Below are 25,922 nucleotides of genomic sequence, written 5' to 3'. Positions count from 1 at the left end.
CGAGGGAGACGCCGGCCGCGACGGTCGGAATCCCCCGCGCCCTCGGGTCAGAGCTCCAGCCACCCCGGAACGCTCACGCGGTCGAGGAGGAAGTAGCCGACCGTGAGCGCGAGGGTCAGGGCGCCGAGCGCCGCGGCCGCGAGCAGCGCCTCGTTGCCCCCGCCGTAGTCCTCCGGTCGGAAGCTGATCACCCGTCGGGAGACGGCGATGATCGCGGCGCTCACGACGATCCGGAGGACCGGCTGCCCGCGGGCGTACGCGACGAGCGTCCGGTGGACCTCGACGATGATCAACAGGAGGAGGACGCTGTCGAGCAGTTCCACCACCTCGGCCGGGTCGGTGAAGTCGCCGGCGACGAGGAGGCGGTACAGCGAGACGAACAGGTCGAACACGCCGACGAGGAAGAGGAGGAGCAGGAAGTACGCCGCGCCGAGGACGAGCCACTCCATCGCCCGCGCCGCGGGATCGGCCGCGTCGTCGAGGTCGAACTCCATCGACGGACCCGTCGGCGCCCGGCAGCAAGTGGTTTCGGGTGAGCCGCGCGGGTCCGGCTCAGCGGTCCGCGTCGGCGCCCGTCAGCGACTCCAGCAGCCGGACCGCGGGCGCCTTCGCCAGCGGGTCGTTCCCGTTGCCGCAGTGCGGCGACTGGACGCAGGCGGGGCAGCCGCCCTCGCAGTCGCAGGTGTCGATGAGCCGCGCCGTCCGCGTCATCAGCTCCTCGATCCGGCGGTGCCCGCGGCGGGTGAGCCCGACGCCGCCCGGATAGCCGTCGTAGACGAACACCGCCGGGCCCTCGGTGTGCGGGTGGTGCGGCGTCGAGATGCCGCCGACGTCCGCGCGGTCGCACAGCAGGTGGAACGGGAACAGGGAGATGATCCCGTGTTCGGCGGCGTGGATGCCGCCGTTGAACGCGTACTCGCCGCCGGGGATCGGTTCGCCGGCGTCGTCGGGCGCCTCGCCGTCGGCGCCGTCGCGTGCGCCATCTGGCGCCTCGCCGCCGTCGGCGCTGGCCGTCTCCGCTTCCGCGCCGCCCTCGTCGAGCGCGTCGCCGAGGCGCCGCATCTCGCGCTCGACGTCCTCGGGCACGGGGAAGTACAGCGCCTTCGTGCGCAGCGTCGTCTCCGGGAGGTCGAGGGTCGACTCGCCCAGCGACTCCCCCGTCGCGGCGTCCTTCCGGACGAAACCGGTGATCCGCTCCGTGACGGTGACGTCAGCGAAGCGGACCGGCACGTCCGGGCGCGCCGAGAGCGCGCGCTCGTCGAGGTCCTGGTTCACGACGATGTCCTTGTCGGAACGCACCTGCGTGTAGTAGTCGGCCCACGACTGCTGGAGCTCGGCGACGTCGCGGTCGAGGTCCAGCTCCGTCACCTCGTAGGTGCGCCCCTGCTGGTGGTAGATTGCGCCGGGGTGGGCGTCCCGGAGCGCGTCGGCGAAGCCGAGCGTCGCGACCGTCTCGCCGCCCGACCGCTCGATCAGCGAGACCTCGCGCTCCTCGGCGGTGCGGAGGTTCACGGACTGCTGCGGGCTCGACCCGCCGGCGTGGACCCACCGCGTCCCCGCGGCCGCCTCGCGCCGGTTCAGCACCCCCTCGTCGGTGAGGTCCGCCACCACGCCCGGGAACGAGTCGCCGAAGAAGCGCTCGTCCTCGGGCGAGAGCCAGTTCTCGTCGGCCGCGCAGGCGACGTGGTCGGGCATGAGCTGGCCGTTCTCCGGGTCGCAGATCGCGTCCTCCGGCGGCGCGTCGAAGAAGTCGCTCGGGTTGCGCAGCAGGTACTGGTCCAGCTGGTCCTCGCCGCCGACCATCACCACGAGCGCGGGGTCGTCGCCGCGGCCGGCGCGGCCCGCGCGCTGGTGGGCCGACATCCGCGTGCCGGGGTAGCCGTCGAGGACGACGGCGTCCAGCCCGCCCACGTCGACGCCGAGTTCGAGGGCGCTCGTCGACCAGACGCCGCGCAGGTCGCCGGCGTGGAGGTCGGCCTCGATCTCGCGGCGCCGGTCGTCGGTGAGCGCGGCCTGGTACGCGCCGACCTTTCCGGCGAGGTCGCGCTCGCCCCGCTCCCGGAGGTCGCTCGCGCTGTCGGTCGCGTACTGCTCGGCGGTCTGTCGCGCCCGGGTGAACGCCAGCGTCTGCTGGCCGGCGGTCACGAGGTCGACGAACAGCCGCTTGCTCTCCGTGTGGCTCGACTTGCGGCGGCCGCTGCCGCGCTCCTGCCAGTCGTCGTCGTACTCCGGCGGGTTCCACAGCACCCAGTCGCGCGGCCCGCGGCCGGAGGTGTCCTCGTCGACCAGAGTAATCCCGTCCGAGTCGCGGCCGGTGACGGTCGCGACGTGGTCGACGGGGTTGTTGATCGTCGCCGAACAGCAGACGAACTGCGGGGCGGAGTCGAACCGCTCGCAGGTCCGCGCGAGCCGACGCAGGGTGAGCGCGACCTGCGAGCCGAACACGCCGCGGTAGCTGTGGACCTCGTCGATCACGACGTACTCTAAGGAGGAGAAGAACCAGTCCCACAGGCGCTCGGCGTACGGCAGCAGCGCGTAGTGGAGCATGTCCGGGTTCGAGAGGAGGACCGTCGGTCGGCGGTCGCGCACGTCCCGCTTCTCCGCCCGCGAGAGGCGCCCGGTGTACGAGTCGACGGAGACCCGGCTGCCGAAGCCGAGGTCCGCGGCCAGCTCCGACAGCGACTCCTCCTGGTCGGCGATCAGCGCGTTCTGCGGGCCGACGTACAGCGTCCGCCCGCCGCGGTCCATCGCGGCCTCGAAGGCGGGGACGGTGTACGCGAGCGACTTGCCGCTGGCCGTCTCGGTCGCGAGGACGGCGTCGTCGCCGTCCCGGACCGCCTCGATCGCGTCGGCCTGGTGGCGGTAGAGCCGGTCGATCCCGCGGTCCGCGAGCGCGTCGGCGAGGCGCGGTTCGAGGTCGACGTCGGCGAACTCGGGCTCGCGCGCCGGGAGCCGCCGGTGGTCGGCGATCTGTCCCTCGTAGAAGGGGCGGTCCCGCAGCCACTCGATGGCGTCGTCCACGGTTACGGTACCCTGGGGTCGGCGGGGCCTAACGGTTGCGGTGGCGACGGGGCTGTCCCCGTGAGGGGTGTCGCGCGCCACTCCGCCTCAGTCGTCCGCGGGGGATCGCCCGGCCCCGCCGTCGGCCGGCGAGAGGTCGACCGCGGGTTCCGTCGGCCCCTCGCGGGCGAGCGGGGGCCAGCGGACCTCGGTCGCGACCGGGTCGTCGAGGTCGAGCCGCATCAGGAGGTCCCCGCGACGCTCGACGACCTCGAACCCGACCGTCCCGTAGACGCTGCGAGCGACGCGGTTCCCGGTCTCGACGTGGAGCTCGATCCCCTCACGCCCGGCCGCGGCGGCGTTCGCGATCACGTGCCGGCACAGCTCCGTGCCGACGCCCCGGTCCTGCGCGTCTGGGTGGACGAACACGGCGAGCTCGGGGACCGCGGCGTCGGTCGGCGTGTACATCGCGTGGCCGAGGAGCTCGCCGTCCCGCTCCGCGACGACGTTGTTGCCCTCGGAGAGCATCGACCGGATCCACTCGGCGCACCGGTTGCGGCTCACGGGCGGGAGCCCCTGCGCGCGGTCGGCGCGGTCGAACCGGTCGTACATCTCCGCGAGGAGCGGCTCGTCCGCGTCGACCGCGGGCCGGATCGTCCAGCGCGCGCCCTCCTTGTCGACGAACCGCGGACAGCGCGGCGGGCAGTGGGGCGTCCCCTCGCACTCGCTGCCGTCCCAGCCGTCGCAGGCGACGCTCGCGGTATCGGGGGTCATGTCTGAACGTTGGCGGTGCGTCGGGTTATAGCGGGCCGGCTACTTTCACAGCGTGGGAACGGCTGACGAGGGAGATATATAAATGGAGGCGGTCGGGTCGGCGGCGCTACTCGCGGATCAGCACGATCCCCTCGCGGAACACCGCGTGGTTCGGGACGACGTGTTCCTCGCCGTCCGTCTCGATGTGCGTGACGAAGAGGTCCACCTCTTGGACGACGCCCCGCTCGCCGGCGACCCGCACCTCGTCGCCGATACCGTACGGCTGCCGGAGGAGGAGGAAGACGCCGGCCGCGGCCGACGCGACCAGGTCCTTCGTCGCGAGGGCGGCGAACAGGACGAGCGCGAACGCGTACGCCGCGAGCAACACGATGAGCGCGAGCGTCTGGACGCCGATCTGCCCGAGCGCGACAAGCGTCGCGACGTAGACGACGCTGTACTTCACGAGCGTCGGGACCACGCCGAGTTCGGGGAGCTTGACCCCCCGGAGGCGCTCGGCGACGAGCAGCTCCGCCTTGTCGCCGACGACGACGCCGACGATGAACACGACCACCGCGACGAACAGCCGCGGGAGGAACGCGGCGACGCCCGACCAGAACTGTTCGAGGTAGTTCACGTCCGCGACGGTGAGCGCGACGATGACGGTGACGGCGACGATGAAGTAGCTCGACAGCTGCGCCAAGATCCGCACCGTGGAGGTGTCGAACTCGCGAGCCGTCCGCTCGAAGGCGGTGCCTTCGATCACCTCGGGGACGCCGGCGCGCCGGAGCAGCCGGCGGTTGATCACGCCGGTGAGGTACGCCAACACGACTCCAAACAGGAGCACGCCGAGCGCCAGCCAGATCCGGTACGGGACGCTCGCGAGGAACTCGGGAACGGCGATCTGGGCCGCGGACATGGGTCAGTACTCCTCCGGATCGATCTCCAAGACGAGTTCCCCGGCCTTGAACGCCCGGACGAGTCCGTCGGACTCGGAGAGGACGATGGAGGTCGAGTTCGTGTCGCGGGTGATCGCCGCGCCGGACATGTGGCGCGCGCCGAGCCCCTTCGGGATGTCGACCCCCTCGGCCGCGGGTTCGAGGTAGCGGTACGCCGAGACGATCTTCCCGGAGTCGGAGACGACGAACGCGCCGTCGAGCCGCGAGAACTCCTTGAGCATGACGTTCACGATCGGGTCGCCGACGTGGACGTGGCTCTTCTCGAAGGGGTTGTACGACAGCGGTCGCGACTTGTTCATCACCTTCCCCGCGTCGCCGACGACGAACAGCGCGCCGACCGGCTTCCCCTTCTGCCCCTTCTGTCCGAGCTCGATCGCGACCTCGAACACGTCGCGGATCACGCTCGGCTCCGCCCGCGAGTTGGCGAACAGGTCGTAGATGCCGGTGTGGACCCCCTCGTCGACGGTCGCCCGGATCACCGCGTCCGAGCCGCCGTCGAACACCGAGGCGACGCACGCGACCTCGTCGCCCTCGGCGAGGAGGCCCTCGTCCATCGCGCCCTCGATGCCGAACCGGATCCGGTCTTTGACGTTGTCGAACGGGAGGGGGAGCTCGACGAACGTCTCCGCGTCGACGTCGTTGTCGGGCGCGACGACGACGACCTCGACCTCGGCGTCCGCGAATCGCTCGTAGAAGGAACTCGTCGGGGAGAACAGCAGCGCGGCGTCCACGTCCGCGACGAGGTCCGCAAGGTGGTCGGTGAGCGAGGCCATTGTAGGCGTGACTCCGGGAGTCCGTATAGTCGTTGCGTCGTGCGGGCGTCTGACGCCGGGGCGGGGCCGACGGGCCTGGGCGGGACGCCGGCCGACGGCGTTTTCCCTCTCTACCCGCGTTGGCACACGTGGAACCAGATTCCGTCCGAGAGTCGTGGACGAACCGGGCGGGCGAGTACTCGCCGGCGTACTACGCGCACTACGGGCCGAACGAGACGAGCGCGCTGATCCGCGAGGCGCTCGACGCGCACCTCGACCGCGACGCGGCCGTCCTCGAACTGGGGTGCGGGTCGGGGCGTCACCTCGAACACCTCGCCGACCACGGGTTCGAAGACCTCTCGGGGGTCGACATCAACGCCGAGGCGTTCGAGACGATGCGAGACGCCTACCCCGAACTCGCCGCGGACGGCACGTTCTACTGCGGCGCGATAGAGGACCTCGTCGGGGAGTTCGACGACGACGCGTTCGACGCGGTGTACTCGGTCGAGACGCTCCAACACCTCCATCCGGACGTCGAGTCGGCCTTCGCGGAGATCGCGCGGATCACCGACGAGGTGCTCGTCACGGCCGAGATCGAGGACCCGGCGCGCGAGTCGGCGTCGGGCGACCCGGACGTGAACTACGTCGACGAGGAGACGCCGCTGTACTACCGGGACTGGGGCGAGGTATTCACCTCGCTGGGCCTCGTCGAGGTCGACGTCGTCCGCGGCGACAGGGACACCACGCGGACCTTCCGCGTGGACGACTGATCGGCGGTCACGGCGGTAGCACGGAACGCGGCGGGCCGGAGCGGACCGCGGCGACCCGGCCTCCCGCGCGACTTTTACCCGCGAGCCGACTACCCCGACCACATGGCGACTCGCGAGGCCCTCTGGGGGTACCGGAACCGGTTCGGCGACGCCTTCGGGCGCACCTACTTCCGACGGTTCGGACCGGGCGTGGTCTCCAGCGTCGGGATCGGGACGTACCTCGGCGATCCGACGCCCGCGGTCGACGCGGCCTCCCGCGAGTCGATCGGACTGGCGCTCCGCTCGGGCGTGAACCACGTCGACACCGCGGCGAACTACCGCTGCGGCCGCGCCGAGCGCGTCGTCGGCGAGGCGCTCCGAGATGCCCCCGTCGACCGCGAGTCGGTGGTCGTCGCGACGAAGGGGGGGTTCCTCCCGTTCGACGGCGAGCGCCCCGACGACCCGAGCGCGTACGTCCGCGAGCGGTTCGTCGAGCCCGGGATCGTCGACCCCGCCGACCTCGCGAACGGCGCGCACGCGATGACGCCTGAATACCTGGAGTGGTCGCTGGACCGCTCGCTCGACCGCCTCGGCCTCGACGCCGTCGACTGCTTCTACGTCCACAACCCCGAGACGCAGCTGGCGGCCCGGTCGCGAGAGAAGGTGTACGACCGGATCGATGCCGTCTTCGAGGCCCTCGAACGCCGGCGCGCGGCCGGTGATATCGGCGCGTACGGCGTCGCGACGTGGAGCGCGTTCCGCGTCCCGCAGGACGCCGACGACTACCTCTCGCTCGCCGAGGTGCTCGCCCGGGCCGAGGCCGCCGGCGAGGCGGTCGGGCCCGACGACGACCACGGGTTCGAGGCGATACAGCTCCCCTTCAACGTCGCGATGGCGGACGCGTTCACGCGGCGGAACCAGCCAGCGCCGCCCGGGGCCGACGCCGACGGGCCCGTTTCGACGCTCGAATTCGCTCACGAGGCCGGGCTCTCGAAGGTGACGAGCGCGAGCATCGGGCAGGGCGAGCTTGCGGCCGAGGGCGCGATCCCGGCCGACGTGGACGCGACGCTCGCGGGGGAGACGCCGGCCCAGCGCGCGCTCAACTTCGCGCGGAGCGCTCCCGGCGTCACCTCGTCGCTCGTCGGGGCGACCGACCCCGACCACGTCCGCGAGAACGTCGCGGCCGGCACCTTCGACCCGCTCGGCGCCGAGGCGTTCGACGCCGTCTTCGAGTGACGACGAGGGGTGACGGCGCGCAACCGCGGCGAACGGCGCCGGGGGAAGCGGCGATCGCGACGCCACAAAGCGTTTGTCGAGACCGGTCCAAGTCGGTCGCATGTCCCCCACGCGACGAGCCCTCCTCGGGAGCGCCGCCGTCGGCGCGGTCGGCGCGCTCGCCGGGTGCTTCGGCGGCGACGCGAGCGATCCGGAGGCGGAGTCCGTTCGACGACAGGCCTCGGGCACCGACACGGACCCGACGGTGGTGAAGCCGCGGAACCCGAACGGGAAGAGCGTCCTTCTCTACGGCACCGACGTGAACGACGAGGACGAGTTCGTGCCGACGGGGCGCGAACTGATCACGAGCGCCGACCGAGCGGCCGACCTCACGGTCGCCGAGGGCGTCTCCGACGTCGACCGCGAGCGGGTCCGGTCGTTCCTCGATGAGACCGACTACGACGCGGAGACGGTGTACGTCTCGCCGGCCGGCGTCGAGTCGTGTCAGCGGATCGTGATCCATTCGGTGTCGTGGGAACCCGGGCACGTCGAGTACGAGTACTGCCGAGAACTCAGGCCGCCGGACGAGGCGTGCGAAGCGGACACGCGGGTCGCGCTCGCACTCCTCTTCCGGCTCCCTGTCGCGCTCGACGAGCGGCTCACCGGCTCCGGCGCCAGCGGGCGCTCGCCGTGCGCGACGACGGACACGGAGTACGCCGTGATCGACGGGAACGCGACCGTGCCCGGAAACGCCACGGCGACCGACGAGTGGGGTGACTTCTGATGGGGCGCCGACTGACCCGTCGCGGCGCGCTCGCGGCCGGCGCCGCCGCGCTCGGCTCGCTGGCCGGTTGTGCCGGCGGCGGAGGCGGCCGCCGGTTCTGGGACGACCCGCCGTCGCTCGACGTCGCCGCCGTCCCGCGGGCGTTCGACGAGCCGGTCCCCGACCGCCCGCGGCTCGTCCCCGTCGACGTCGAGCCCGCGGTCGCGGCCGCGTTCGCGGACCGCGTCGACCGCCTGCTGAGCCCGATTCCGGACCCCCTGACCGCGGAGCGGCTCCCGAACGGCGAGATTCGAGAGCGGATCGAGACGGAGCGGGCGGCGGCCCGCGAGGCGCTGCCGGTCGAGGGCGAGGCGCTTCCCCCGCTAGCGGCGGCGGAGCGGTACGCGACGGCCCGCGGCCGCGCGGCGGCCGCCGTCGCCACGTGGGCCGCCGTGACCGTCGAGGGGGACCCGAGCGGGGTGGCGCCGGACCTCGGGACGGTGCGTCGCCGCGCGTCCGAGACGCTGGACGCGCTCCCCGGTCCCGCCGCCGACCCGCTCGCGGGCGCCGCGATGTACGGCCCGATCGAGCGCTGGTACGACGAGGCGCGGCGTCGGACGCTGGTCGGTGCCGGCCCGGCCGACCGCGAGAACCCGCTTCGGACGGGGGAGGCGGTCGGAGACCTCGAACGAGTCCAGTCGTACGTCGAGTCCGGGCGGTACCTCCGGGACCGGTACGCGGCGTCGCTCGCCGACCCGGCGGCCGTCGCCGAACCCCTCCGCCGCGAGATGAACCGCCTCGGGCGCGCCGTCGGCGACCGGCTCCGCGAGCTCCACGGCGAGGACGTCGAGGACCTCAGGCACAGCCCGGGGACCGACGCCTTCGTCGACGACCGGGCCGTCGCCCCCGGCGCGCCGAGCGACTCCCTGCTGACGAGCGCGGTCTACCGGAGCTTCGACGACATGTGGTTCGACCCGGTCGCGTTCGGCGACTACGAGCCGGACCACCCGGCGACCGGGCTGACCTGGACGGCGCTCGCGCTGACGCGGCTCCGGGCGCTCGACGCCGTCGCCGGGCGGGTGGAGGCGGGCGACGCGATGTTCCCCGACGACGCGGCCGCGATCGGCGCGGCGCGGACCGCGGCGATCGAGTCGACTGGGTCGCTGGCGGGCGACGAGAACCCGCTGGCGCGGTGGCTGTCGACGCGGTTCCGGTCGCTGTTCCGGGAGCCGGACGCCGCCCTCACCGCGTCCGAACGGACCGCTCGGTCGACGGTCGAGGCGTACGCTCGGTACCGGTGGATCGAGATCGTCACGGGGGAGGCGCAGGGGGTGGCGGAGTCGGTCGAAGCGTCGCTCGACGCCTGACGGCGGCGGTCGGCGAGAGGAGAGAGACGTGAGGGCTCGAAGCGGGGCGGCGACGAGTTCGGTCCCCGACGCGGGGCGCGGCGCGGTCAGCGAAGCTCCTTGTAGCGGCTGCCGCACTCCGGGCAGATACGGACCGAGAACACCTCGTCGGGGTCGTTCTCCTTCTTCAACACCTGCTCGCAGTCGGCGCAGTTGAGGCGCTCGTAGGTGTCCTTCATCAGGTCGCCGTCGCGGAGCCCCTTGCGCGTGGATTTCATACTCCGGCGTTCGGGGGCGGGGCGGATAAAAACCCCGTCCGACGCGGGTCTGACGACTCGGCCGAAACCGGCGGCGGGCGGGGGATCTCGGCGTCACCCGCGGCGGTCGGGGTCCCGAAGGGCGCGCCCGGGCGCTTTCGCAACGCTTGTGTCCGGGCGCGGGGAAACGCCGCCGTGTCACGGACCAGGCTGTTCGGATCGCTCTGCGCGCTGGTCTTCCTCGTCAACTTCGCGCGCGTCGTGTTCGCCCCCCTCGTGGGCGAGTTCATCGACGCGTTCGGGATCCAGGAGGGGACCGCCGGGCTCATCGTCACGCTCGCGTGGCTCGGCTCGGCCGCTCCGCGGCTCCCCGCCGGGTGGGCGCTCACGCGTTTCACGCGGCGCAGCGTTATCGTCGTCTCCGGCGCGATGCTGACAGCCGGCGCGCTCGGCGTCGCCCTCGCGCCGGGCGTGCTCGCGCTAATGGTCGCCGCCTTCGCGATCGGGCTGGCCTCCGGCGTCTACTTCGTCGCCGCGAACCCGTTCATCTCGGAGCTGTTCCCGGGACGCGTCGGTCGCGTGATGGGCGTCCACGGGATGGCCAGCCAGCTCTCCGCCGTCATCGCCGCGCCGGCGGTCACCGTCGCGCTGTGGTACGACTGGCGGTACGCCTTCTACGCGCTGGCGCTCGCCGCGGCGGCCAGCACGGTCCTGTTCGTCGCGCTCGCGAAGCGGACCGACCTCCCGGACGCCGGCTCGGGGGACACCGACTTCCTCGCGGCCGCCCGCGGCGAGTGGAAGCTGATCGCCGCCGGCGTCGTGCTGATGGGCCTCACGAGCTTCGTCTGGCAGGGCCTGTTCAACTTCTACGAGCTGTACATGATCGACAAGGGGCTGCCGCGGGCGACCGCTCGGAACCTCCTGACGGTGATCTTCGCCGCCGGCGTGCCCGCGTTCCTCGTCTCCGGCGACCTCGCGGACCGGCTCCCCCACGTGCCGTACCTGCTCGGCATCGTCTCGTCGTTCGTCGTGGGCGTCGTCCTCGTCGTCGTCGCGGAGGGGCTCGCCGCGGTGATCGCCGCGAGCGTCGTCGTCGGCTTCGCCATCCACATGCTGTTCCCGGCCGGCGACACGTACCTGCTGGCGTCGCTGCCGGACGAGTCGCGCGCGTCGGCGTACGCGATGTTCTCCGCCGGGATGATGACCACGCAGGCGGCCGGCTCGTGGGTCGTCGGCGAGGCGGTCGAGGCGGGCGCGACGTACGACGCCGTCTTCCTCGCGCTCGCGGGCGGCTTAGTTGTCCTCGTCGCCGCGTACGCGGCCCTGTACCGCCTCGGACGCGTCCCCGGCGGTGCGGCGGCCGACACGCGGGCGGCCTGAGCGGTCGGGGGCCGATCGGTCGGGTCGCTCGCGCGACCGGCCGAGACCGGCACGCGCCTACGGTACCGCACCTGTTTTGAGCGTCGCTCCCGTGTGATCGGTAAATGGAGTACGTTCAGGAGCGCGTGACGACCCTTCACGCGTTGACCGACCACCGGCCCGACGCCCCGACGGACCGCGCGGCGGTCGTCGTACCGATGACCGAGCGCGAGTACGGGACGCTCGCGGCCGAGCGCGTGCTCTCGACGCTGGAGACGGTCGACCCGGCCCGGGTGATCGTGCCGCTGCGGGCGTCGGCCGACCGCGTCGGATCGTTCGCGGACTGGCTCGACGGGTTCGACCTCGACGTCGAGACGCTGTGGTGCGACGGCCCGCGGCTCGCGTCGCTGCTGGAGGCGCGGGGGCTCGACGGCGAGCGCGGCAAGGGGCGGGACGTGTGGCTCGCCCTCGGCCGCGCGCTCGACGAGGAGTTCGTCGTCGTCCACGACGCCGACACGAAGACCTACTCGCCGGCGTTCGTCAACCGACTGCTGTTCCCGCTGGGGCGCGGCTACGACTTCTCGAAGGGGTACTACGCCCGCGTCGAGGACGGCTCGCTGTACGGACGGCTGTTCCGGCTGTTCTTCCGGCCGCTCGTCCGCGCGCTCGGCGACGCCGCGCCCGGCCGAACGCCCGACGTCTTGGAGTACCTCTCCGCGTTCCGCTACGCGCTCGCGGGCGAATTCGCGGCGACGAGCGACCTCGTCTCGCGGCTCCGCGTCCAGCGCGGCTGGGGGCTGGAGGTCGGGACGCTGGGCGAGGCGTTCGGCCACGCGGGCTTCGCGGACAGCGCGCAGGTCGACCTCGGGCGCTACGAGCACGACCACCGCTCCGTCGAGGGGCCGACCGGGCTCGCCGACATGAGCCGGGCGGTCGGCGCGGCGACGCTGCGCGCGGTCGAGGACGCCGGCGTCGACGTCGACTACGACGGCCTCGCAGAGCGGTACCGCGACGCCGCGGAGACGCTGGTCGACGGCTACGCGACCGACGCGGGGTTCAACGGCCTCTCGTACGACGCGGCCGACGAGCGGTCGCAGGTGGCGACCTATGCCGAGGCGCTCGGCGAGCCCGGTCCCGACACCCGGCTCCCGGCGTGGGAGGACGCGCCGGTCGACCCCGATGAGGTCCGGGAGGCCGCGCGCGCGGACCTCGATGGGGTTCGCGGCGACGGGGCGACCGGCGGGATCGACGCCGCCGGCGCTCAGGCGACCGACGACGGGCAGGCGGAGCCCGCTCCGGGGGAGGACTGAGATGGCGGACGGAAGCGGGCCGAGCGTCGCCGCGCGCGACGACCTCGCCGGCGTCGTCGACCTGTTCGGGTGGCTCACCCGCACGGAGCTGTCGCGGGCGCTCTCCGAGCTTGCGTTCAAGCAGCGCGCCGAGGTCGACGAGGACGCCATCGACGCCGCCATCGACCTCGCGGTCGCCGAGTACGCGCTCGTGCCGGCGCCGGCCGACGCGCTCTCGGGGGGCGACGCGGGCGACCTCGCGGACGCCGAAACCGAGCACGCCGAGGAGTCGACCGCGCTCGCGGTCGGTCCGGCGGCGTTCCCGACGCTCCCGGAGGGCGCCGAGGACCTCCCGCACATCCTCGACGTGCCCGACCGCGGCGTCGACCGCGAGGCACTCGCGGACGCGGTGCTCGACCGGCTCCGCGAGGAGGCGATCGAGGCGATAGGGGAAGGCGACGACGACCGCTTGGAGACGCTCGCGGACGTGACCTACGACGTGGAGGCGTGGGCGCCGGTCGACGTCGACCCGGTCCGGACACGGATCCTCGCGGAAGTCGACGAGTGAGGAGGGGCCTCCGCTTTCATCCGGAGAACTCGGACTCGCTCACGCGGACGATCACCGTCTCGTCGACGTCGCGGAGGTCGTACTCGGGCGTCTCTCCCTGTCGCCGGCGGACGAAGAGGGGCTCGACCGGGCGGCCGTCGACGAGCCCGAACACCTTCAGGCGCTGGTCGGTCTCCTCCGGCGGGACGTCGCCGTCGCGAACCTCACGGGCGAGGCCCCGCGAGAGCCACTCGTCGGTCGCGACGGACGGCTCCAGCACGAGCGCCTCCTCGACGAAGCGGACGAGGTACCAGTCGAGGTCGTTGAGGAGGGAGACGGCGGCGCCGAGGCTCACGGTGTCGACGGCGACGCTGTTCTCGAACGGCTCCTCGACGTCGTAGGTCGCGAGCGCGTCGCGAGCCGTCTCGCGGGAGAGCAGCTCGTAGGAGAGCTCCACGTCGGGGTCGCCGAGGAGACACACCCGCGTCATGGGCGCACTTCGGACCGGGCGGCGCAAATCCGTTGCGGTCGCCGGGCGGGGCGGAGCGAGTGACCGGACGAGCGACCGCGCCGGAGCGGTCGGCCGGCGGCCCGCTCAGAACGTCGAGACGTCGCCCTCGATGACGCTGCGGGTCACGTCCGTCACGTCGGCCAGCTCGCGGTCGACGATGTCGAGGACGTCCGCCTCGATGTCGTCCAGCGCGACGCCCTCCTCCGTGACGATCTGCGCGTCCGCGACGTGCGGCTCGTCGATCGGGCGGCCGATCTGCGAGAGCAGACGGACCTGGAGGTCGCGGATGCCGTCGACCTCGCCCGTGACGGACTCGGCGACGCGGGTCGAGAGGAGGTTGTAGATCTTCCCGATGTGGTTGACGGGGTTCTTCCCGGAGGTCGCCTCCATCGACATCGGTCGGTTCGGGGTGATGAGCCCGTTCGCGCGGTTGCCGCGGCCGACCGAGCCGTCGTCGCCCTGCTCGGCGGAGGTGCCGGTGACGGTGAGGTAGACGGAGCCCTCGTCGTAGTCGTCGGCGGTGTTGACGTCGACGCCGACCTCGCGGTCGGTGTAGTCGCGAGCGAGGCCGTCGACGTACTCGCGGACGGACGCGACCGCATCGTCGTACTCGTCGAGCCCGTCGACGTAGGCGTCGACCATCGCGGCGGCGACGGTGATGTCGATCCGGTCGCCCTCGCGTTTGCCCATGATCTTCACGTCGGGGCCGAGCTCGGGGTGGTCGTCGTGGTAGGTCGTGTTGAGCGCGCGCTCGGCCTCGTGGACGATGGTCTCCGTCTCGGTGAGCGGCGCGTGGCCGACGCCGAAGGAGGTGTCGTTGGCCATCGGGACCTCTTGGGTCTCCTCGCCGAACACGTCCTGGAGGTCGCCCGAGCCCTCGCCGAGCTTGACGTCGACGACCACGTCGGTGCCGTACTCCAGCTCCGGGATCGCCTCGGAGAGGTACTCGCGGGCGGCCGCCAGCGCGGTCGAGTCGACCGGGAGCTGCTCGCCGTCGTACTCCTTCGTGGCGCGGCCGACGATGAGGATGTAGATGGGCTCGACGACCTCGCCGCCGCCGAACGCGGGCGCCGCGCGGCCGGCGACCAGCTGCGTCTCGTCGGTGTTGTAGTGCAGCACCTTGCCGACGCGGTCCAAGTAGAGCTGCGAGAGGGCCCGCGAGACGGACTCCGCGACGCCGTCACAGATGGAGTCGGGGTGACCGATCCCCTTTCGCTCGACGATTTCGACCTCCTGGTCCTCGACCGCCTGCCGGTCGAGGCGGCTGACCTGTATGTTCCGGTCCATTACCGCCGGATACTCCGCGGGCGACGGTATAACTTGCGGAAACTCTTCAGTGGCGTCGAATAACCTGAGGTAATTCCAGCCGGGGGCGGACGCTCGCTCCGTCGGCGTCGGCCCCGGTGACTCAAGCCGGCGTTTGCGTTTCGGCAATACCTTTCAGTCGCCCGCCTGTACGGCCCGCATGTACGAACTCGCGCCCTCCCGCCGCCGACTCCTCGCCGGCGCGCTCGCGGGCGGCATCGGCGCCGCCGCCGCTGGCTGTCTCGGAACCGGCAGCGACGGCGACGCGGACGACGGCGACGGACCGGAGCTCAGGCTCTCGCTCTCGCGGATCGACGGGACGCTGCGCGACCGCTACGCTCACGACCGCGACGACCCGCCCGAAGGGTGGGACGAGGCGGCCCTCGACGCGGTTCTGGCGGGCGAGTCGTACACGACCCAGCACCGCAAGCCGTTCTTCGCGAGCCCCGACGACCCGGCGTACGTCCTCCGTGACGGGACCTACTACCAGCTCGGCTCCGTCGTCGTCGACGAGGTCGTCGAGACGCACCCGGTTCTCCGCCTCTTCGAGCCCGACGACGACGTCGAGTCGGCGGTCGACGCCAGCGAGGACGGGGACCTCCCCGAGGGCGACCAGCGCGCAGTCGGGATAGCCCACTTCGCCGCGCGGGCCCGCGGGCACGACGGAGGCTACCCGCTCGGGCTGGTCGAGCGCGGTGGCTACGTGTACCGAGCCGAGTCAGCTCGGACCGAGAGCGCGCTGCTCGACGACGGCGACCCCGACCACGTGACCTATCGAGACACCACCTATCGGGTCGAAATCGAGCGCGAGCGATTCCACGAGGCGGTGTACCGCCCGACCGCGGAAGCGATCGCCGAGACCCCGGAACGGATGGAAGCGATCCTCCGAGGGACGTTCGTCGGCTCCAGAATCACGTCGGACGACCTCTCCGCGGAGGCCAGACGGATCGTCAGGGGGGCGGACGGCGAGGAGTACAGCGAGACGCACCCGTACTCCGACGCCTACGTCGAACTACTCCGCGCGATAGACGCTCGCCCGTACATCGACGGGAATATTCTGAACGACGCCGACGTCCGCGAGACCGAGAGGGAAATGATTCGGTACGACGGTGAGTACTACGAACGCTCCCTCCGTATTTTGGAGGGAGAGGACAACTGAGGGCGAGGCGTTTCGAGCCCGCCTCAGCGGACCGCCTCGTACGCCTCGGCCATCACGTCGAGCGCCTCGCGGAGCTCGTCCTCGTCGGTCGCGTACGAGATGCGCGCGTGGCCGGCGCCGCCCTCGCCGAACGCCTCACCGGGGACGACGACCACGCCGCGGTCGAGACACTCGTCGACGAACCCCTCCGGGACGCGCGGCATCGCGTAGAACGCGCCCTGCGGCGTCGGGCAGTCGATGCCGATGTCGTCGAAGCCGTCGAGCAGGATGTCGCGGCGGCGCTCGAAGGAGTCGGTCATCTCGTCGACGACGCCGCGGTCGCCCCGCAGCGCGGCCTCCGCGGCGTACTGCGCCGGCGCCGAGGCGCACGCCTGCGCGTACTGGTGGACGCGCAACATGCGCTCGACGCGCTCCTCGGCGCCGTACACCCACCCGAGCCGCCAGCCCGTCATCGAGAACAGCTTCGAGGCGGAGTTGACGACCACGACGTTGTCGGTCTCGGCGAACTCGATCGGCGAGTGGTGCTCGCCGTCGAAGACGGTGTACTCGTACACCTCGTCGGAGATACAGAGCACGTCGTGTTCGTCGGCGATGCGGGCGAACTTCCGGACGTCCGCCTCGGAGGAGACCGCGCCCGTGGGGTTGCCAGGCGAGTTCACGATGAACGCCGCCGTGTCGTCGGTGATGGCGTCCTCGATGGCGTTCGGGTCGATCGTGAGGTCGTCGCGGAGCGGCACGGAGACCGGCTCGCCGCCGGTCAGCTTCGTCAGCGCGTCGTAGGAGACGAATCCCGGGTCCGGGATCAACACCTCGTCGCCCGCGTCGACGTGGGCTTCGAGGGCGACGTGGAGCGCCTCGCTGCCGCCCGCGGTCGCGACGACGTTCCCGGGGTCGAGGTCGACCCCCTGGTCGGCGCGGTGCTTCTCGGCGATCGCCTCCCGCAGCGACCGGATCCCCTTGTTCTCGGTGTAGGCGTCGGCCTTCCCGGACTCGATGGCGTCGACGGCCGCCCGCCGGGCGTGGTCCGGCGTCGGGAAGTCGGGCTGGCCGAGCCCGAGGTTGATCGCGTCGTCGCCGGCCGCCTCGAACACCTCGCGGATCCCGCTTATCGAGATCCGCTCGACCCTGTCGGAGAACGTCGTCATGTCCGTGTGAGGGCGCCGCCGCGAGTTAGTTCTTGTTACGTGGGACCGGCGGGCCGATCCGGGGACCCGAAGCCGAATCTGTCTCGGGGAGTCACCACCGCCGCCGCTCCCACACCGGCCGTCGCCCCTCGCGGCTCGCGTCGTCCCGGATCCGCCCGTCCGCGTCGGTCGGCAGCGCGAACCGACCTCGGAGGACGCTCGGCACCTCCTCGACGCGGGCGCGCAACAGCGCGTCGTCGACCGCGCGGAGCCGGAGCATCGGCCGCCCCGGCCCCATCGGCACCTTGATCGACTCGATCAGCCCCCGATCCACGAGCGCCTGCCGGTCACCGGTGAACTCCTGGGCCGGGGCGATCCCGACGCCGTCGGTCCCGACCCAGGTCCGCAGGTCCCGGAAGAGGTGGTCGTGTCGCGCCGCGAGCGCGACGAGCAGCGTCCGGTCCGTCACCCCGGTCGTGCGGCCGAACTCGCCGGGAGCGAGCGACGCCAGCAGGGCCGCCAGGTCGTCCGCGAACCGGTCGTCGAGGACCTCGCGCGCATGGGCGAGAAGCCGAGTCCGCGAGGGCATCCCGACGGTCGCCGCCGACGCCGCGTCGAACCGCGACTCGGCCGTCGCGCGGGTGCCGTCGACAGCCTCCGAACCGGCCGCCGCTACCTGAGCGTCGGCCGCCGTCGTCGCGAGCGTCCGACCTCCCCGGGGGCCGACCACGGCGTCGACGCGCTCGGGGCCGGCGAACAGCGTCCCGCCCGTCCCGTGTCCGAGCGGCTCGCCGGTCCGGATCCGGATTTCGCCGCCCTCGACCGCCTCGGCGACCGCGCTGCCGAGGACGAGCGCCCGTGAGAGCGCGTCGACGACGCCGGGGCGGCACGCGATCCGCCACGGGTCCCCCGACGAGCGCTCTCGGGCCGCGAGCACTGCCGGGAGCAGCCGGATCGGCACGCCGACCGCGACGACCGCGGACCGCCCCGCCAGCGCGGCCTCGACCGCCTCGGCGAGCGGGTCGTCGGGACGCGGAAGGACGTCGGCGATCTCGGACGCCCCGTCGAAGTCGTCGCTCGCGGCCTCGGAGTCGGCCTCGGTTCCGGCGTCGTCCGCGGTCACACCGATCGGTGACTACCGCGATCCGAATGAGCGTTGCGCCGGTCACGGGGGCGCGCCGCTGAGGGAGGAAAACTGGGAGAGAAAGCGACGGGAGAGAAACGTCGTGAGCGCCGAACTCAGGGCGCTCGCGCGAACACGAGGTACCCCGTGTGCCCCACGCCCGCCGTGGAGGGGCGGGAGCCACGGTCGGAGAAGTCCATCTCGCGCTGGATCGTTTCGAGCGTCTCGACCTCCGAGAGGCCCGCCTCGCGGGCGGCGAGGACCGCGTCGCGGGTCCCCTCGACAAACGGGGAGTAGACGGCCAGGTGACCGCCGGGCGCGAGCAGGTCGGCGGCGCGTTCGACGACCGCCGGGGCGTCTCCCGTGTCGAGCGTCAGGACGTCGAACGGCTCGCCCTCGGCGAGCGCGTCCAGCTCCTCGGTGAGGTCGCCGGTCCGGACCTCGACGCGGTCGGCGACGCCCGCGGTCGCCATGTTCCCGCGGGCGACCTCGGCGAACTCGGGGTCGACCTCGTAGGTCGTCACGTCGGCGCCCGCGCGGCCGAGGTACGCCGCGAGGATCCCCGTCCCGGTGCCGGCGTCGAGGACGCGGTCGCCGCCGGACGCGCCCGTGTGGCCCATCACGAGCCCCACGTCGCGCGGCATCATCGGCGCGCCGGTGCGTTCGAGGTGGTTGAACAGGTCGGGGCCGCGGAGCGCGCGGACTTCGAAGACGGTGCCGAGGTGCGTCTCGACCTCGTCGCCGGCCGCGACGTCCTCGGGGACCTCGATCACGCCGAGGTCGGTGCCGAACTCCTCGCCGGGCTCTAGTAAGTACTCGCGGTCCTCGTGGACGAGCAGGTACGCGGCGTCCGTCACTGCAGGTCGGCGATCGCTCGCGCGGGCTCGCCGTTGGCCGCCTCCAGCGCCTCGCGGGCGGCCTCCTTCGAGACGCCCGCCTGCTGGGCGACCAGTTTCACGTCCTCCTCGGGGATGCCGTCGTCACCGTCGTCCGCGTCGTCACCGTCGTCGAGCGCGGGCTCGTCGCCCCCCTCGACTGCCGTCGCGCCGCCGCCCGCGCCCGCGTCGGCCACCGCGTCCGGCGAGCCGACGATCTGGTAGGTCTCCTGGCCCTGTGCGTCCATCTTGGTGACCTGAGCGCCGTCGAAGACGAGGTCGTCGCCGTCGGCCGTCTCGATGACGACCCGCTCGGCGTCGAGCTCCTCGACGTCGATTCCCATCTGTTTCATCATCTGTTTCATCTTCCGCGGGTTCATGCCGCCGCCTCCGAACATGCCAACCGGTTCGGCCGGACGACACAAAAAGGGTGTCGACACGGGGCGCAGAGCCGGCGCGGCGGCGAGGACCGGCGCGCTCGATGTCGGGGCGATCTGCTCCGCCCGATCCCGGCGAACCCGACCGAGACGACGGGGTTGATACGTGTCGCGCGCGAGGCGGAGGTATGTACCTCGCGGACCACACCTGGCCGGAGTTGGGCGACGCGCTGTCTCCCGGTTCCGTCGCGCTCGTCCCGCTCGGCTCGACCGAACAGCACGGCCCGCACCTCCCGCTCGCGACCGACCACCTGATCGCCGAGGGGCTCGCGACGGCGGCCGCGGACCGCTCCGACGCGTTCCGAACGCCGACGGTCAACGTCGGTGTCAGCCCCCACCACCGACAGTTCCCGGGGACGATGTGGGTCGACCCGCCGGAGTTCCGCGACTACGTCGAGTCGTTCTCGCGGAACCTCGCGTACCACGGCATCGACCGTATCGTGTTCGTGAACGCCCACGGCGGCAACGTCCAGCACCTCCGGGAGGTCGGCCGCCGGCTCCACGAGGACGAGGTGGCTTACGCCGTCGAGTGGATGTGGGACGAGTCGATCCCGGAGCTGGTCGACGAGCTGTTCGAGCGCAACGGCCCCCACGCCGGTCCGAAGGAGACCGCGATGATCACCCATCTCGCGCCCGAGCTCGTCCGCGAGAACCGGCTCGAAGACGCCCGCGACGGCGGCCTCGTCGACCTCGAGAGCGCGGAGACGACCGTCCACGGCGCCCGGACGTTCTACGACTCGGTCGACAACTCCGCGAACGGCGCGTTCGGCGACCCGACCGACGTGACGGCGGAAAAGGCAGAGCGCCTGTTCGAGGCCGCCGCGGACCAGCTCGTCCAGCTGGCGGAGTGGATCGGCGAGCGCGACGACGAGGAGCTGTTCCCGGAGCCCCGGGTCGAGCGGGAATCGAGTTAGTCGTCGAACCGGTCACCGAGAGTCGTCCGGAGCGCGGCGTCGGCCGCCTCCCGCCGGCCGTCCAGAATCTCGAACCGCTCGCCGCGTCGCCGTTCGAGCCAGCGCAGGAGGCGGGCGGCCCAGTCGAGCTTCCGCGCCTTCACCGGGTCGACGTCGGGGTCGTCGAAGTTCCAGCCCGGGAAGACGAGTTCGCCGGCCCCGACGTGGTCGGCGAGGAACGCGGCGCGGTCGCCGTCGGTGAACCCGCCGGCGTTCCGGACCGGCCCGACCGGAGCAGCCTGCGTCGTCGCCAGCGTCGACTCGTCGGCGAAGCGCGGGAGCCACTCGCGGACGGCGGGGAGGTTGTCGCCGTGAGCGTGCGCGGCGACGGGGACGCCGTCGCGGGTCAGTTCGGCCGCGGTCTCCGGGTTCTTGTCGAGATCGGTCACCATACAGTCGACGCTGACGCCGCGGTCGGCGAGGACGTCGGCGGCCGTGGAGGCCGCGACGACGACGTCGGCGTCGCGGGCGAGCGCGACCTCGTCGGCGAGGCACGGCGCCGCGCCCGCGACGGCGACCGTCTCGCCCGCCCAGTCGCCGAGGCGGTCGAGCGGGAACGGCGACGCGAGGTCGGCGGCGACGTCGCGGGCGCGTTCGTCGGCCGCGCGGTCGAAGCCGAAGTCCGCGAGGATCGACTCGTAGACGGGCTCGAAGGTCGCGAAGTTCACGGGCGGATCACGCTCTGTGCGGACGTCACGTCCGGCGCCGAATAGCGCCGCCGCTCCCCGGGCGAATTATGGTATGGACCGGAGTGGCACAGAGTACCCCTACCCGCGTGCCCCTCCGGCGTCCGGTCGATCGGTTGTCTACACGAGGGCATAAACTTTCTCTTAACTCACGTGGGGGTCGATACCCGCGAGCGCGGCGTCGAGCGCCTCAGAGACGCCGGAAACCGCCTCTCTGACTGACTCGATCGCGGCGGGCGTCCCGATCAGGAGGCCGCGGCGGTCCGCCGCGGGTGCGTCCGGGACGGATCCGTCGCCGCCGGGCGTCGCGTCGCCGGTACCGCCGTCGGTCGTCGCGGGTCGCGCCCGGTTCGGGTCGCCCAGTGCGAACGCGGCGCCGCTCGCGTCGCCGCCGACGGTCGCGGCGCGCAGGGCGCCGACCGCCGCGTCGCCGAGACCGGTGAGCTCGTAGGTGCGGACGACCGCGTTGCCGGCCGCGTCGCGGTTCCCTCGGGTCGCCTCCGACGCGCCGATCCGGTCGAGGTGGCGCTCGGCCTCGCGGACCGTCGTCACGTTGAGTTCCTCGACGGCGACCGCGTCGGAGTCGCCGCCGGAGCGGTGGCGGTCGCGGGCGAACTCGGCGCCGACGAGGGCGGCGTCGCGCGTCTCGCCCACGTCGTGGGTGCGGACCACGTGCGCGCCGCGCTCGACCGCCATCGACGTGGCGGCCAGCGAGACCGGGAGCGCCTCCTCGGTGCTGCGACCGGCGACCGTCTTGAGGAAGCTCTTGCGGTTGATCGAGACGAGGAGGGGACGACCGTAGCCGCGGAACTCCCGGAGGCGGCGGAACGTCTCGCGGTCGTCCGCGTGGGTCTTCGCCGCGGACCAGCCGCCGAACGCGGGGTCGAGGATCGTCTTGTCCGTGAAGCCGTTCATCGACAGCGCCTCGTATATCTCGTCGACATCTTCGATGGCGCCCGGGCGCTCCAGATCGGGCGGCGAGGCCATCTTCGAGACGGCCGCGTCGTGCTCGCGGCAGACGCGGGGCATCTCGGGGTCGGCGAAGCCGCAGATGTCGTTGACCATGTCGAAGCCGCGCGAGAGCGCCTCGTCGGCGACCTCGTGGTAGCGCGTCTCGATCGACCAGACGGCGTCGCCCGAGGTCGATTCGAGCGTCTCTATCGCGGTGTCGAGCCGGTCGAGCTCCTGTTCGGCCGAGAGCACGTCGAGGTCCTTGTTGGCCGATTCGAGGCCGACGTCGACGATGTCGGCGCCCTCGCCGATCAGCTCCTCGTCGACGTACGCGGCGGCCTCGCCGGGGTCGTCGTACACGCTGGGGTCGTACGGCGACTCCTCGGAGACGTTGAGCACGCCCATGATCCGGGGCGGGTGGTCGTCGCCGATCCCCAGCCCCGCGGCGTCCACGTTTCGCATACGATCAGCACGGGCGCGAGCGACATAAACGGGGCGAGTACCCGACGCGCTCGCCGGGGAACGAGTCGCACATCTATTTATAAATGATCGGCGGTGCGGTGGCGCGTGCCGACGAGCGCCCGCAGGGCGCGAGTCGCACGCGCGAGGGAGTCGGGCGCTCCGAGGGCGACCGAAGGGAGCCCGAAGGACGCGCCCGACGAGGCTGGGGAGGTGTGAGGTGCTGTGCGGTCGCGGGCGGGCGGGACTCAAAGGGGCAGTCGCGAGGCGGGCGCAGGCGACGTAAGCACCGCAAGGAGGGAGCGAGTGAAACGAGCGACCGACCGAGGAGCGCAGCGAGCGTGCGCCCGCCTCGCGGCTGGGGCTTTGGCGGTGTTCGCCGGCGATCCGTCACCAGCCATTTATAAGCGAGCGACCGGGACGCTAGCGGTGTTCATCGTTAGTCCGTCACCAGCTATTTATAAACGGTCGCACAGCCACCTAAATTCTATTTATAAATCAAATCGCAGCGAGTCGCCCACCTCGACGCCGTGGCGGTCGGTCCACTCGTAGGGGACCTCAAGCACGTACTGGCCCGACCCGTCGTACTGCTGTTCCTCGCCGTCCTCGTTCGGGCCGGGCTCGGGCGCGTTGTGGATCCGGACGATCTCCCGGTCGCCGTCGACGAAGACGATGTCGATGCCGAAGCTCATCCGCCGCATCACGTAGGTGAGCGAGTCCCGGGGCGCGTCGTAGACGAACAGCATCCCGCCGTCCTCCGGGAGCGCCTCGGCGTCGCTGAGCCCGAGGAGACGCTTGTCGCCGGCGTCGGCGACCGCCGCGGTCACCGACCCCTTCTCCTCTCCGTCGGCCCCCTCAACGGCCACGGTCGTCGTCTCGTAGTCGGCGTACGGCTCGCTGGGCCACTCGACGTCGTCGCCGCCGGTTCCGCCGCTCGTGCCGTCACCGCTCGAATCGCCGCCGTCGCCCGCTACCTCGCCGTCGTCGCCCGCTACCTCGCCGTCACCCGCCGGATCACCGCCCCCGAGACAGCCCGCCGCGGCGCCCGCGGTCGCGACAGCGGCCACTCCCAGAAGCCGACGCCGTCTCATACACACACCGAAGTGATTCGTGGATTTAAAAAGCCGGTTCCGCCGGACGGCGGAGCGACCGCCCTCGTGCCGGGAAGGACGCGCTTTTATCGCCGCCGGAGCGTAGCCTACGACATGGCGAAAGTGAGCATCGGCCTCCGCGGGTGGCGCTTCGAGGAGGACGAGATATTCACCGACGACGAGGAGCTGAAGCCCCTCGACGAGATCCCGGAGGACCCCCGGGAGCGACTCCTGCGGCTCGTCGGCCTCGTCGAGGAGCCCTGCGACGTCTGCTACCTCGACTACGGCGAGGAGGAGATTCATCTCTGTAACGAGGCGGAGATCGTGTACGGCGAGCCGGACGGCGAGGTCCTGCTCTGCCCGGAACACGAGCCCGACCTGCTGTACTGGTTCCGCGAGGAAGGCGGCAGCGAGCACAAGGGATCGGTCGAGTTCGCCGACCGCTTCCACGAGTGGGTCGCCGCCGGCAACGAGGCCCCCGAGGGGTACGGCTCCGTCGAACACGTCGAGGAGGACCCCGACGGGCTCCCGGACCTGCCCGACCAGCAGGAGATTCAAGAGCGGCTCGAAGCCGACTTCGAGGGCGAGCGGATCGACATCCTCGAACTCGCCGGGCAGGAGGACACCGAACGCGAGGAGCTGACCGAGGAGGAGCTCGCGGACTCCGACCTCGACCTCTCGGCCGACTACCCGTCGGACCGATGACCGGCGGCGAAGCGGACGACACGGCGGAGACGGACGCCGCCGAAGAGCGCCCCGGAGAGGCCGACCGGTCCCGTCAAAAACCCGTGGTCGTCGTCGTCGAGCCCGAGACGCCGGGCAACGTCGGCACCATCGCGCGAGCGATGAAGAACTTCGGACTCTCGGACCTCAAGCTCGTGGACCCGCCGGAGATCGAGGAGGACGGCGAGGCGTACGGCTTCGCCGGCCACGCCCGCGAGGACGTGCTGCCGAACGCCGAGGAGGTCACCTTCGACGAGGTCGTCGCGAACTACCACACCGTCGGCACCACCGCGATCACCGGCGAGGACGACCGCAGCCACGAGCGCTTCCCGTTCAAGACGCCCGTCGAGCTGCGCGAGTCGCTGAAGACCGTGGACGCGCCCACCGCCATCGTCTTCGGCCGCGAGGGGCGCGGGCTCAACAACGAGGAGCTCTCGCGGCTCGACGAGGTGTGCTCGATCCCGGCCGACGACGACTACCCGGTCCTCAACCTCGGGCAGGCCGCGACTGTACTCTTATACGAGCTCCGCGACCTCACCGTCGACGAGACGCAGCTGCCCGACACCGAGGTGACCCGCGCCCCCGAGCCCGACGTCGAGCGATTCCACGAGTTCTTCGACGAGTTCCTCGCGGCGACCGGCCAGCGCGACCACGTCCGAGAGAAGAACGCGCTGCTGATGCGCCGGCTGCTCGGCCGCGCGCACCCGACGGAACGGGAGGTCCACTCGCTGCTCGGCACCTTCCGGAAGGCGAACGCGAAGCTGGAACACGCCGACCACCTCGCGGCGAAGTACGACGAGCCGCCGTACCCCAAGGAGCAGTGACCGTGCGCGGCCCCGCTCTCGACGAGGACCTGCTGGCCGGCGTGCGCGACGTGTCGCCGCTCATGCTCGGTATCGCGCCGTTCGCGCTCGTCGCCGGCATCGCCGCCGTCGACGCCGGCCTCGGGCTGGCCGAGGCGGTCGGGATGTCCGTGATCGTGTTCGCGGGCGCCTCCCAGCTCGCCGCGCTGGAGCTGCTCGGCGAGAACGCCCCGCTCGCGGTCGTCGTCGGCACGGCCATGGTGATCAACCTCCGGATGCTGATGTACTCGGCCTCCATCGCGCCGCACTTCGCGGAGTACGGGCGCCGACTCCGCGCGGGGCTCGCCTACCTGCTCACCGATCAGGCGTACGCGCTCTCGGTCGCGGAGTTCGACGAGAACCCGGACCGAAGCCGGTGGCGCTACTACCTCGGTGCGGCCGCGTCGCTGTGGATCGTCTGGCAGATCGGGACGGTGGCGGGGGTCGTCCTCGGGGCCGGCGTCCCCGACGCGTGGGGGCTCACCTTCGCCGTGCCGCTGGTGTTCCTCGCGCTCCTCGTGCCCGCGATGAAGGACCGTCCCACCACCGTCGCGGGCGTCGCGGCCGGCGCGGTCGCGGTCGTCGCCGCCGGGCTCCCGCTCAACCTCGGGCTGCTCGTCGGCGCGCTGTGCGGGATCGGGGCGGGGCTGGTGACGGAGGTGACGGCGTCGTGACGACCGGCCTCGCGACGGCCGCC

The 25,922-nt window shown here is 72.1% G+C and carries 27 protein-coding genes; 12 read left to right on the top strand and 15 right to left on the bottom strand.

All coding sequences use genetic code 11. The features are described 5' to 3' along the window. Positions 1–47 precede the first annotated feature (47 nt). From CPZ01_RS00595 to dacZ, 5 genes are all read right to left on the bottom strand, one after another. Complete coding sequence (locus CPZ01_RS00595; protein WP_096392934.1) at positions 48–494, bottom strand: phosphate-starvation-inducible PsiE family protein; 447 nt, start codon at positions 492–494, stop codon at positions 48–50. Between the two features lie 58 nt (positions 495–552). After that, positions 553–3,021 carry a DEAD/DEAH box helicase gene (locus tag CPZ01_RS00590; protein ID WP_096392933.1) on the bottom strand — a complete coding sequence of 823 codons (2,469 nt, stop codon included), beginning with the start codon at positions 3,019–3,021 and terminating at the stop codon, positions 553–555. An 87-nt stretch (positions 3,022–3,108) separates the two neighbouring features. Then, the gene (locus tag CPZ01_RS00585; RefSeq protein WP_096392932.1) at positions 3,109–3,774 is read right to left on the bottom strand and encodes a GNAT family N-acetyltransferase; all 666 of its coding nucleotides are present in this window, start codon (positions 3,772–3,774) and stop codon (positions 3,109–3,111) included. Between the two features lie 106 nt (positions 3,775–3,880). After that, positions 3,881–4,669, bottom strand: coding sequence for a mechanosensitive ion channel domain-containing protein (locus CPZ01_RS00580; RefSeq protein ID WP_096392931.1), 789 nt, complete (start codon positions 4,667–4,669; stop codon positions 3,881–3,883). Positions 4,670–4,672: 3 nt separating this feature from the next. Then, positions 4,673–5,482 carry a diadenylate cyclase DacZ gene (gene dacZ / locus CPZ01_RS00575; RefSeq protein ID WP_004595623.1) on the bottom strand — a complete coding sequence of 270 codons (810 nt, stop codon included), beginning with the start codon at positions 5,480–5,482 and terminating at the stop codon, positions 4,673–4,675. Between the two features lie 128 nt (positions 5,483–5,610). Between dacZ and CPZ01_RS00570 the strand changes: the two genes are divergently transcribed. The 4 genes from CPZ01_RS00570 (at position 5,611) to CPZ01_RS00555 (ending at position 9,555) form a co-directional block, all read left to right on the top strand. After that, positions 5,611–6,231, top strand: a complete 621-nt coding sequence (locus tag CPZ01_RS00570; RefSeq protein ID WP_096392930.1) for a class I SAM-dependent methyltransferase — start codon at positions 5,611–5,613, stop codon at positions 6,229–6,231. Positions 6,232–6,333: 102 nt separating this feature from the next. Then, positions 6,334–7,446, top strand: a complete 1,113-nt coding sequence (locus tag CPZ01_RS00565) for an aldo/keto reductase (protein WP_096392929.1) — start codon at positions 6,334–6,336, stop codon at positions 7,444–7,446. 100 nt (positions 7,447–7,546) lie between these two features. Further along, complete coding sequence (locus CPZ01_RS00560) at positions 7,547–8,209, top strand: hypothetical protein (RefSeq protein ID WP_096392928.1); 663 nt, start codon at positions 7,547–7,549, stop codon at positions 8,207–8,209. Continuing rightward, positions 8,209–9,555, top strand: coding sequence for a hypothetical protein (locus tag CPZ01_RS00555; RefSeq protein WP_096392927.1), 1,347 nt, complete (start codon positions 8,209–8,211; stop codon positions 9,553–9,555). Before CPZ01_RS00560 ends, CPZ01_RS00555 begins: the two co-directional genes overlap by 1 nt. Before the next feature lie 86 nt (positions 9,556–9,641). Here CPZ01_RS00555 and CPZ01_RS15310 read toward each other — a convergent pair whose 3' ends face one another. Beyond that, complete coding sequence (locus tag CPZ01_RS15310) at positions 9,642–9,812, bottom strand: HVO_0758 family zinc finger protein (RefSeq protein WP_172863915.1); 171 nt, start codon at positions 9,810–9,812, stop codon at positions 9,642–9,644. 174 nt (positions 9,813–9,986) lie between these two features. Between CPZ01_RS15310 and CPZ01_RS00550 the strand changes: the two genes are divergently transcribed. From CPZ01_RS00550 to CPZ01_RS00540, 3 genes are all read left to right on the top strand, one after another. Next, a complete protein-coding gene (locus CPZ01_RS00550; RefSeq protein WP_096392926.1) occupies positions 9,987–11,171 on the top strand; it encodes an MFS transporter in 1,185 nt (394 codons plus the stop codon). Positions 11,172–11,275: 104 nt separating this feature from the next. Continuing rightward, positions 11,276–12,460 carry a glycosyltransferase family protein gene (locus tag CPZ01_RS00545; RefSeq protein WP_096392925.1) on the top strand — a complete coding sequence of 395 codons (1,185 nt, stop codon included), beginning with the start codon at positions 11,276–11,278 and terminating at the stop codon, positions 12,458–12,460. A gap of 1 nt (position 12,461) precedes the next feature. Next, the gene (locus CPZ01_RS00540; RefSeq protein ID WP_096392924.1) at positions 12,462–13,007 is read left to right on the top strand and encodes a DUF7109 family protein; all 546 of its coding nucleotides are present in this window, start codon (positions 12,462–12,464) and stop codon (positions 13,005–13,007) included. 16 nt (positions 13,008–13,023) lie between these two features. Here CPZ01_RS00540 and CPZ01_RS00535 read toward each other — a convergent pair whose 3' ends face one another. Together CPZ01_RS00535 and CPZ01_RS00530 are read right to left on the bottom strand one after the other, a co-directional pair. Next, positions 13,024–13,476 (bottom strand): DUF5804 family protein, encoded by a 453-nt coding sequence (locus CPZ01_RS00535; RefSeq protein ID WP_096392923.1) that lies wholly within the window; start codon positions 13,474–13,476, stop codon positions 13,024–13,026. Positions 13,477–13,581: 105 nt separating this feature from the next. Then, on the bottom strand, positions 13,582–14,784 hold the full coding sequence (locus CPZ01_RS00530) for a methionine adenosyltransferase (protein ID WP_096392922.1): 1,203 nt from the start codon (positions 14,782–14,784) through the stop codon (positions 13,582–13,584). Between the two features lie 178 nt (positions 14,785–14,962). Between CPZ01_RS00530 and CPZ01_RS00525 the strand changes: the two genes are divergently transcribed. After that, on the top strand, positions 14,963–15,961 hold the full coding sequence (locus tag CPZ01_RS00525; protein WP_096392921.1) for a hypothetical protein: 999 nt from the start codon (positions 14,963–14,965) through the stop codon (positions 15,959–15,961). A gap of 23 nt (positions 15,962–15,984) precedes the next feature. On the opposite strand, the gene CPZ01_RS00520 is transcribed toward CPZ01_RS00525, so the two are convergent. The 4 genes from CPZ01_RS00520 to CPZ01_RS00505 form a co-directional block, all read right to left on the bottom strand. Next, the gene (locus tag CPZ01_RS00520) at positions 15,985–17,106 is read right to left on the bottom strand and encodes a pyridoxal phosphate-dependent aminotransferase (protein WP_096392920.1); all 1,122 of its coding nucleotides are present in this window, start codon (positions 17,104–17,106) and stop codon (positions 15,985–15,987) included. A gap of 91 nt (positions 17,107–17,197) precedes the next feature. Then, on the bottom strand, positions 17,198–18,208 hold the full coding sequence (locus tag CPZ01_RS00515) for a transcriptional regulator TbsP domain-containing protein (RefSeq protein WP_096392919.1): 1,011 nt from the start codon (positions 18,206–18,208) through the stop codon (positions 17,198–17,200). 116 nt (positions 18,209–18,324) lie between these two features. After that, positions 18,325–19,065: a tRNA (adenine-N1)-methyltransferase gene (locus CPZ01_RS00510; RefSeq protein ID WP_096392918.1), complete on the bottom strand. Its 741-nt coding sequence runs from the start codon at positions 19,063–19,065 to the stop codon at positions 18,325–18,327. Then, positions 19,062–19,481: a nascent polypeptide-associated complex protein gene (locus tag CPZ01_RS00505; RefSeq protein ID WP_096392917.1), complete on the bottom strand. Its 420-nt coding sequence runs from the start codon at positions 19,479–19,481 to the stop codon at positions 19,062–19,064. Before CPZ01_RS00505 ends, CPZ01_RS00510 begins: the two co-directional genes overlap by 4 nt. A 167-nt stretch (positions 19,482–19,648) precedes the next feature. Here CPZ01_RS00505 and CPZ01_RS00500 point away from each other — a divergent pair, with 167 nt between their 5' ends. Further along, the gene (locus tag CPZ01_RS00500) at positions 19,649–20,434 is read left to right on the top strand and encodes a creatininase family protein (RefSeq protein ID WP_096392916.1); all 786 of its coding nucleotides are present in this window, start codon (positions 19,649–19,651) and stop codon (positions 20,432–20,434) included. Here the strand turns inward: CPZ01_RS00500 and CPZ01_RS00495 are convergent. The 3 genes from CPZ01_RS00495 to CPZ01_RS00480 all read right to left on the bottom strand — a co-directional run bounded on the left by CPZ01_RS00495 (position 20,431) and on the right by CPZ01_RS00480 (position 23,660). Then, positions 20,431–21,141 (bottom strand): 6-hydroxymethylpterin diphosphokinase MptE-like protein, encoded by a 711-nt coding sequence (locus CPZ01_RS00495; RefSeq protein WP_096392915.1) that lies wholly within the window; start codon positions 21,139–21,141, stop codon positions 20,431–20,433. The genes CPZ01_RS00500 and CPZ01_RS00495 overlap by 4 nt on opposite strands. Positions 21,142–21,303: 162 nt before the next feature. Further along, entirely contained in the window at positions 21,304–22,572 is a 1,269-nt protein-coding gene (gene folP / locus CPZ01_RS00490; RefSeq protein ID WP_172863914.1) for a dihydropteroate synthase, read from the bottom strand. Between the two features lie 488 nt (positions 22,573–23,060). Beyond that, positions 23,061–23,660, bottom strand: a complete 600-nt coding sequence (locus CPZ01_RS00480; protein ID WP_096392913.1) for a DUF192 domain-containing protein — start codon at positions 23,658–23,660, stop codon at positions 23,061–23,063. A 114-nt stretch (positions 23,661–23,774) separates the two neighbouring features. On the opposite strand from CPZ01_RS00480, the gene CPZ01_RS00475 reads away from it, so the two are divergent. From CPZ01_RS00475 to CPZ01_RS00465, 3 genes are read left to right on the top strand one after another with little or no spacing between them, the layout of a single operon-like run. After that, positions 23,775–24,365 (top strand): hypothetical protein, encoded by a 591-nt coding sequence (locus CPZ01_RS00475; RefSeq protein WP_096392912.1) that lies wholly within the window; start codon positions 23,775–23,777, stop codon positions 24,363–24,365. Beyond that, a complete protein-coding gene (locus tag CPZ01_RS00470; protein WP_096392911.1) occupies positions 24,362–25,207 on the top strand; it encodes an RNA methyltransferase in 846 nt (281 codons plus the stop codon). Before CPZ01_RS00475 ends, CPZ01_RS00470 begins: the two co-directional genes overlap by 4 nt. A gap of 2 nt (positions 25,208–25,209) precedes the next feature. Continuing rightward, positions 25,210–25,899, top strand: coding sequence for an AzlC family ABC transporter permease (locus CPZ01_RS00465; RefSeq protein WP_096396063.1), 690 nt, complete (start codon positions 25,210–25,212; stop codon positions 25,897–25,899). Positions 25,900–25,922: the final 23 nt, after the last annotated feature.

It is taken from the genome of Halorubrum trapanicum (genome assembly GCF_002355655.1).
GTDB lineage: Archaea > Halobacteriota > Halobacteria > Halobacteriales > Haloferacaceae > Halorubrum > Halorubrum trapanicum_A.
This window is presented reverse-complemented; position numbering and strand designations above follow the sequence as displayed.

What these genes read in the sequence shown, in the direction of transcription:
- CPZ01_RS00595 (WP_096392934.1), bottom strand. Translation starts at nt 494, where the DNA reads ATGGAGTTCGACCTCGACGACGCGGCCGATCCCGCGGCGCGGGCGATG.
- CPZ01_RS00585 (WP_096392932.1), bottom strand. Translation starts at nt 3,774, where the DNA reads ATGACCCCCGATACCGCGAGCGTCGCCTGCGACGGCTGGGACGGCAGC.
- CPZ01_RS00580 (WP_096392931.1), bottom strand. Translation starts at nt 4,669, where the DNA reads ATGTCCGCGGCCCAGATCGCCGTTCCCGAGTTCCTCGCGAGCGTCCCG.
- dacZ (WP_004595623.1), bottom strand. Translation starts at nt 5,482, where the DNA reads ATGGCCTCGCTCACCGACCACCTTGCGGACCTCGTCGCGGACGTGGAC.
- CPZ01_RS00565 (WP_096392929.1), top strand. Translation starts at nt 6,334, where the DNA reads ATGGCGACTCGCGAGGCCCTCTGGGGGTACCGGAACCGGTTCGGCGAC.
- CPZ01_RS00560 (WP_096392928.1), top strand. Translation starts at nt 7,547, where the DNA reads ATGTCCCCCACGCGACGAGCCCTCCTCGGGAGCGCCGCCGTCGGCGCG.
- CPZ01_RS00555 (WP_096392927.1), top strand. Translation starts at nt 8,209, where the DNA reads ATGGGGCGCCGACTGACCCGTCGCGGCGCGCTCGCGGCCGGCGCCGCC.
- CPZ01_RS15310 (WP_172863915.1), bottom strand. Translation starts at nt 9,812, where the DNA reads ATGAAATCCACGCGCAAGGGGCTCCGCGACGGCGACCTGATGAAGGAC.
- CPZ01_RS00545 (WP_096392925.1), top strand. Translation starts at nt 11,276, where the DNA reads ATGGAGTACGTTCAGGAGCGCGTGACGACCCTTCACGCGTTGACCGAC.
- CPZ01_RS00540 (WP_096392924.1), top strand. Translation starts at nt 12,462, where the DNA reads ATGGCGGACGGAAGCGGGCCGAGCGTCGCCGCGCGCGACGACCTCGCC.
- CPZ01_RS00535 (WP_096392923.1), bottom strand. Translation starts at nt 13,476, where the DNA reads ATGACGCGGGTGTGTCTCCTCGGCGACCCCGACGTGGAGCTCTCCTAC.
- CPZ01_RS00530 (WP_096392922.1), bottom strand. Translation starts at nt 14,784, where the DNA reads ATGGACCGGAACATACAGGTCAGCCGCCTCGACCGGCAGGCGGTCGAG.
- CPZ01_RS00525 (WP_096392921.1), top strand. Translation starts at nt 14,963, where the DNA reads ATGTACGAACTCGCGCCCTCCCGCCGCCGACTCCTCGCCGGCGCGCTC.
- CPZ01_RS00520 (WP_096392920.1), bottom strand. Translation starts at nt 17,106, where the DNA reads ATGACGACGTTCTCCGACAGGGTCGAGCGGATCTCGATAAGCGGGATC.
- CPZ01_RS00505 (WP_096392917.1), bottom strand. Translation starts at nt 19,481, where the DNA reads ATGTTCGGAGGCGGCGGCATGAACCCGCGGAAGATGAAACAGATGATG.
- CPZ01_RS00500 (WP_096392916.1), top strand. Translation starts at nt 19,649, where the DNA reads ATGTACCTCGCGGACCACACCTGGCCGGAGTTGGGCGACGCGCTGTCT.
- folP (WP_172863914.1), bottom strand. Translation starts at nt 22,572, where the DNA reads ATGCGAAACGTGGACGCCGCGGGGCTGGGGATCGGCGACGACCACCCG.
- CPZ01_RS00480 (WP_096392913.1), bottom strand. Translation starts at nt 23,660, where the DNA reads ATGAGACGGCGTCGGCTTCTGGGAGTGGCCGCTGTCGCGACCGCGGGC.
- CPZ01_RS00475 (WP_096392912.1), top strand. Translation starts at nt 23,775, where the DNA reads ATGGCGAAAGTGAGCATCGGCCTCCGCGGGTGGCGCTTCGAGGAGGAC.
- CPZ01_RS00470 (WP_096392911.1), top strand. Translation starts at nt 24,362, where the DNA reads ATGACCGGCGGCGAAGCGGACGACACGGCGGAGACGGACGCCGCCGAA.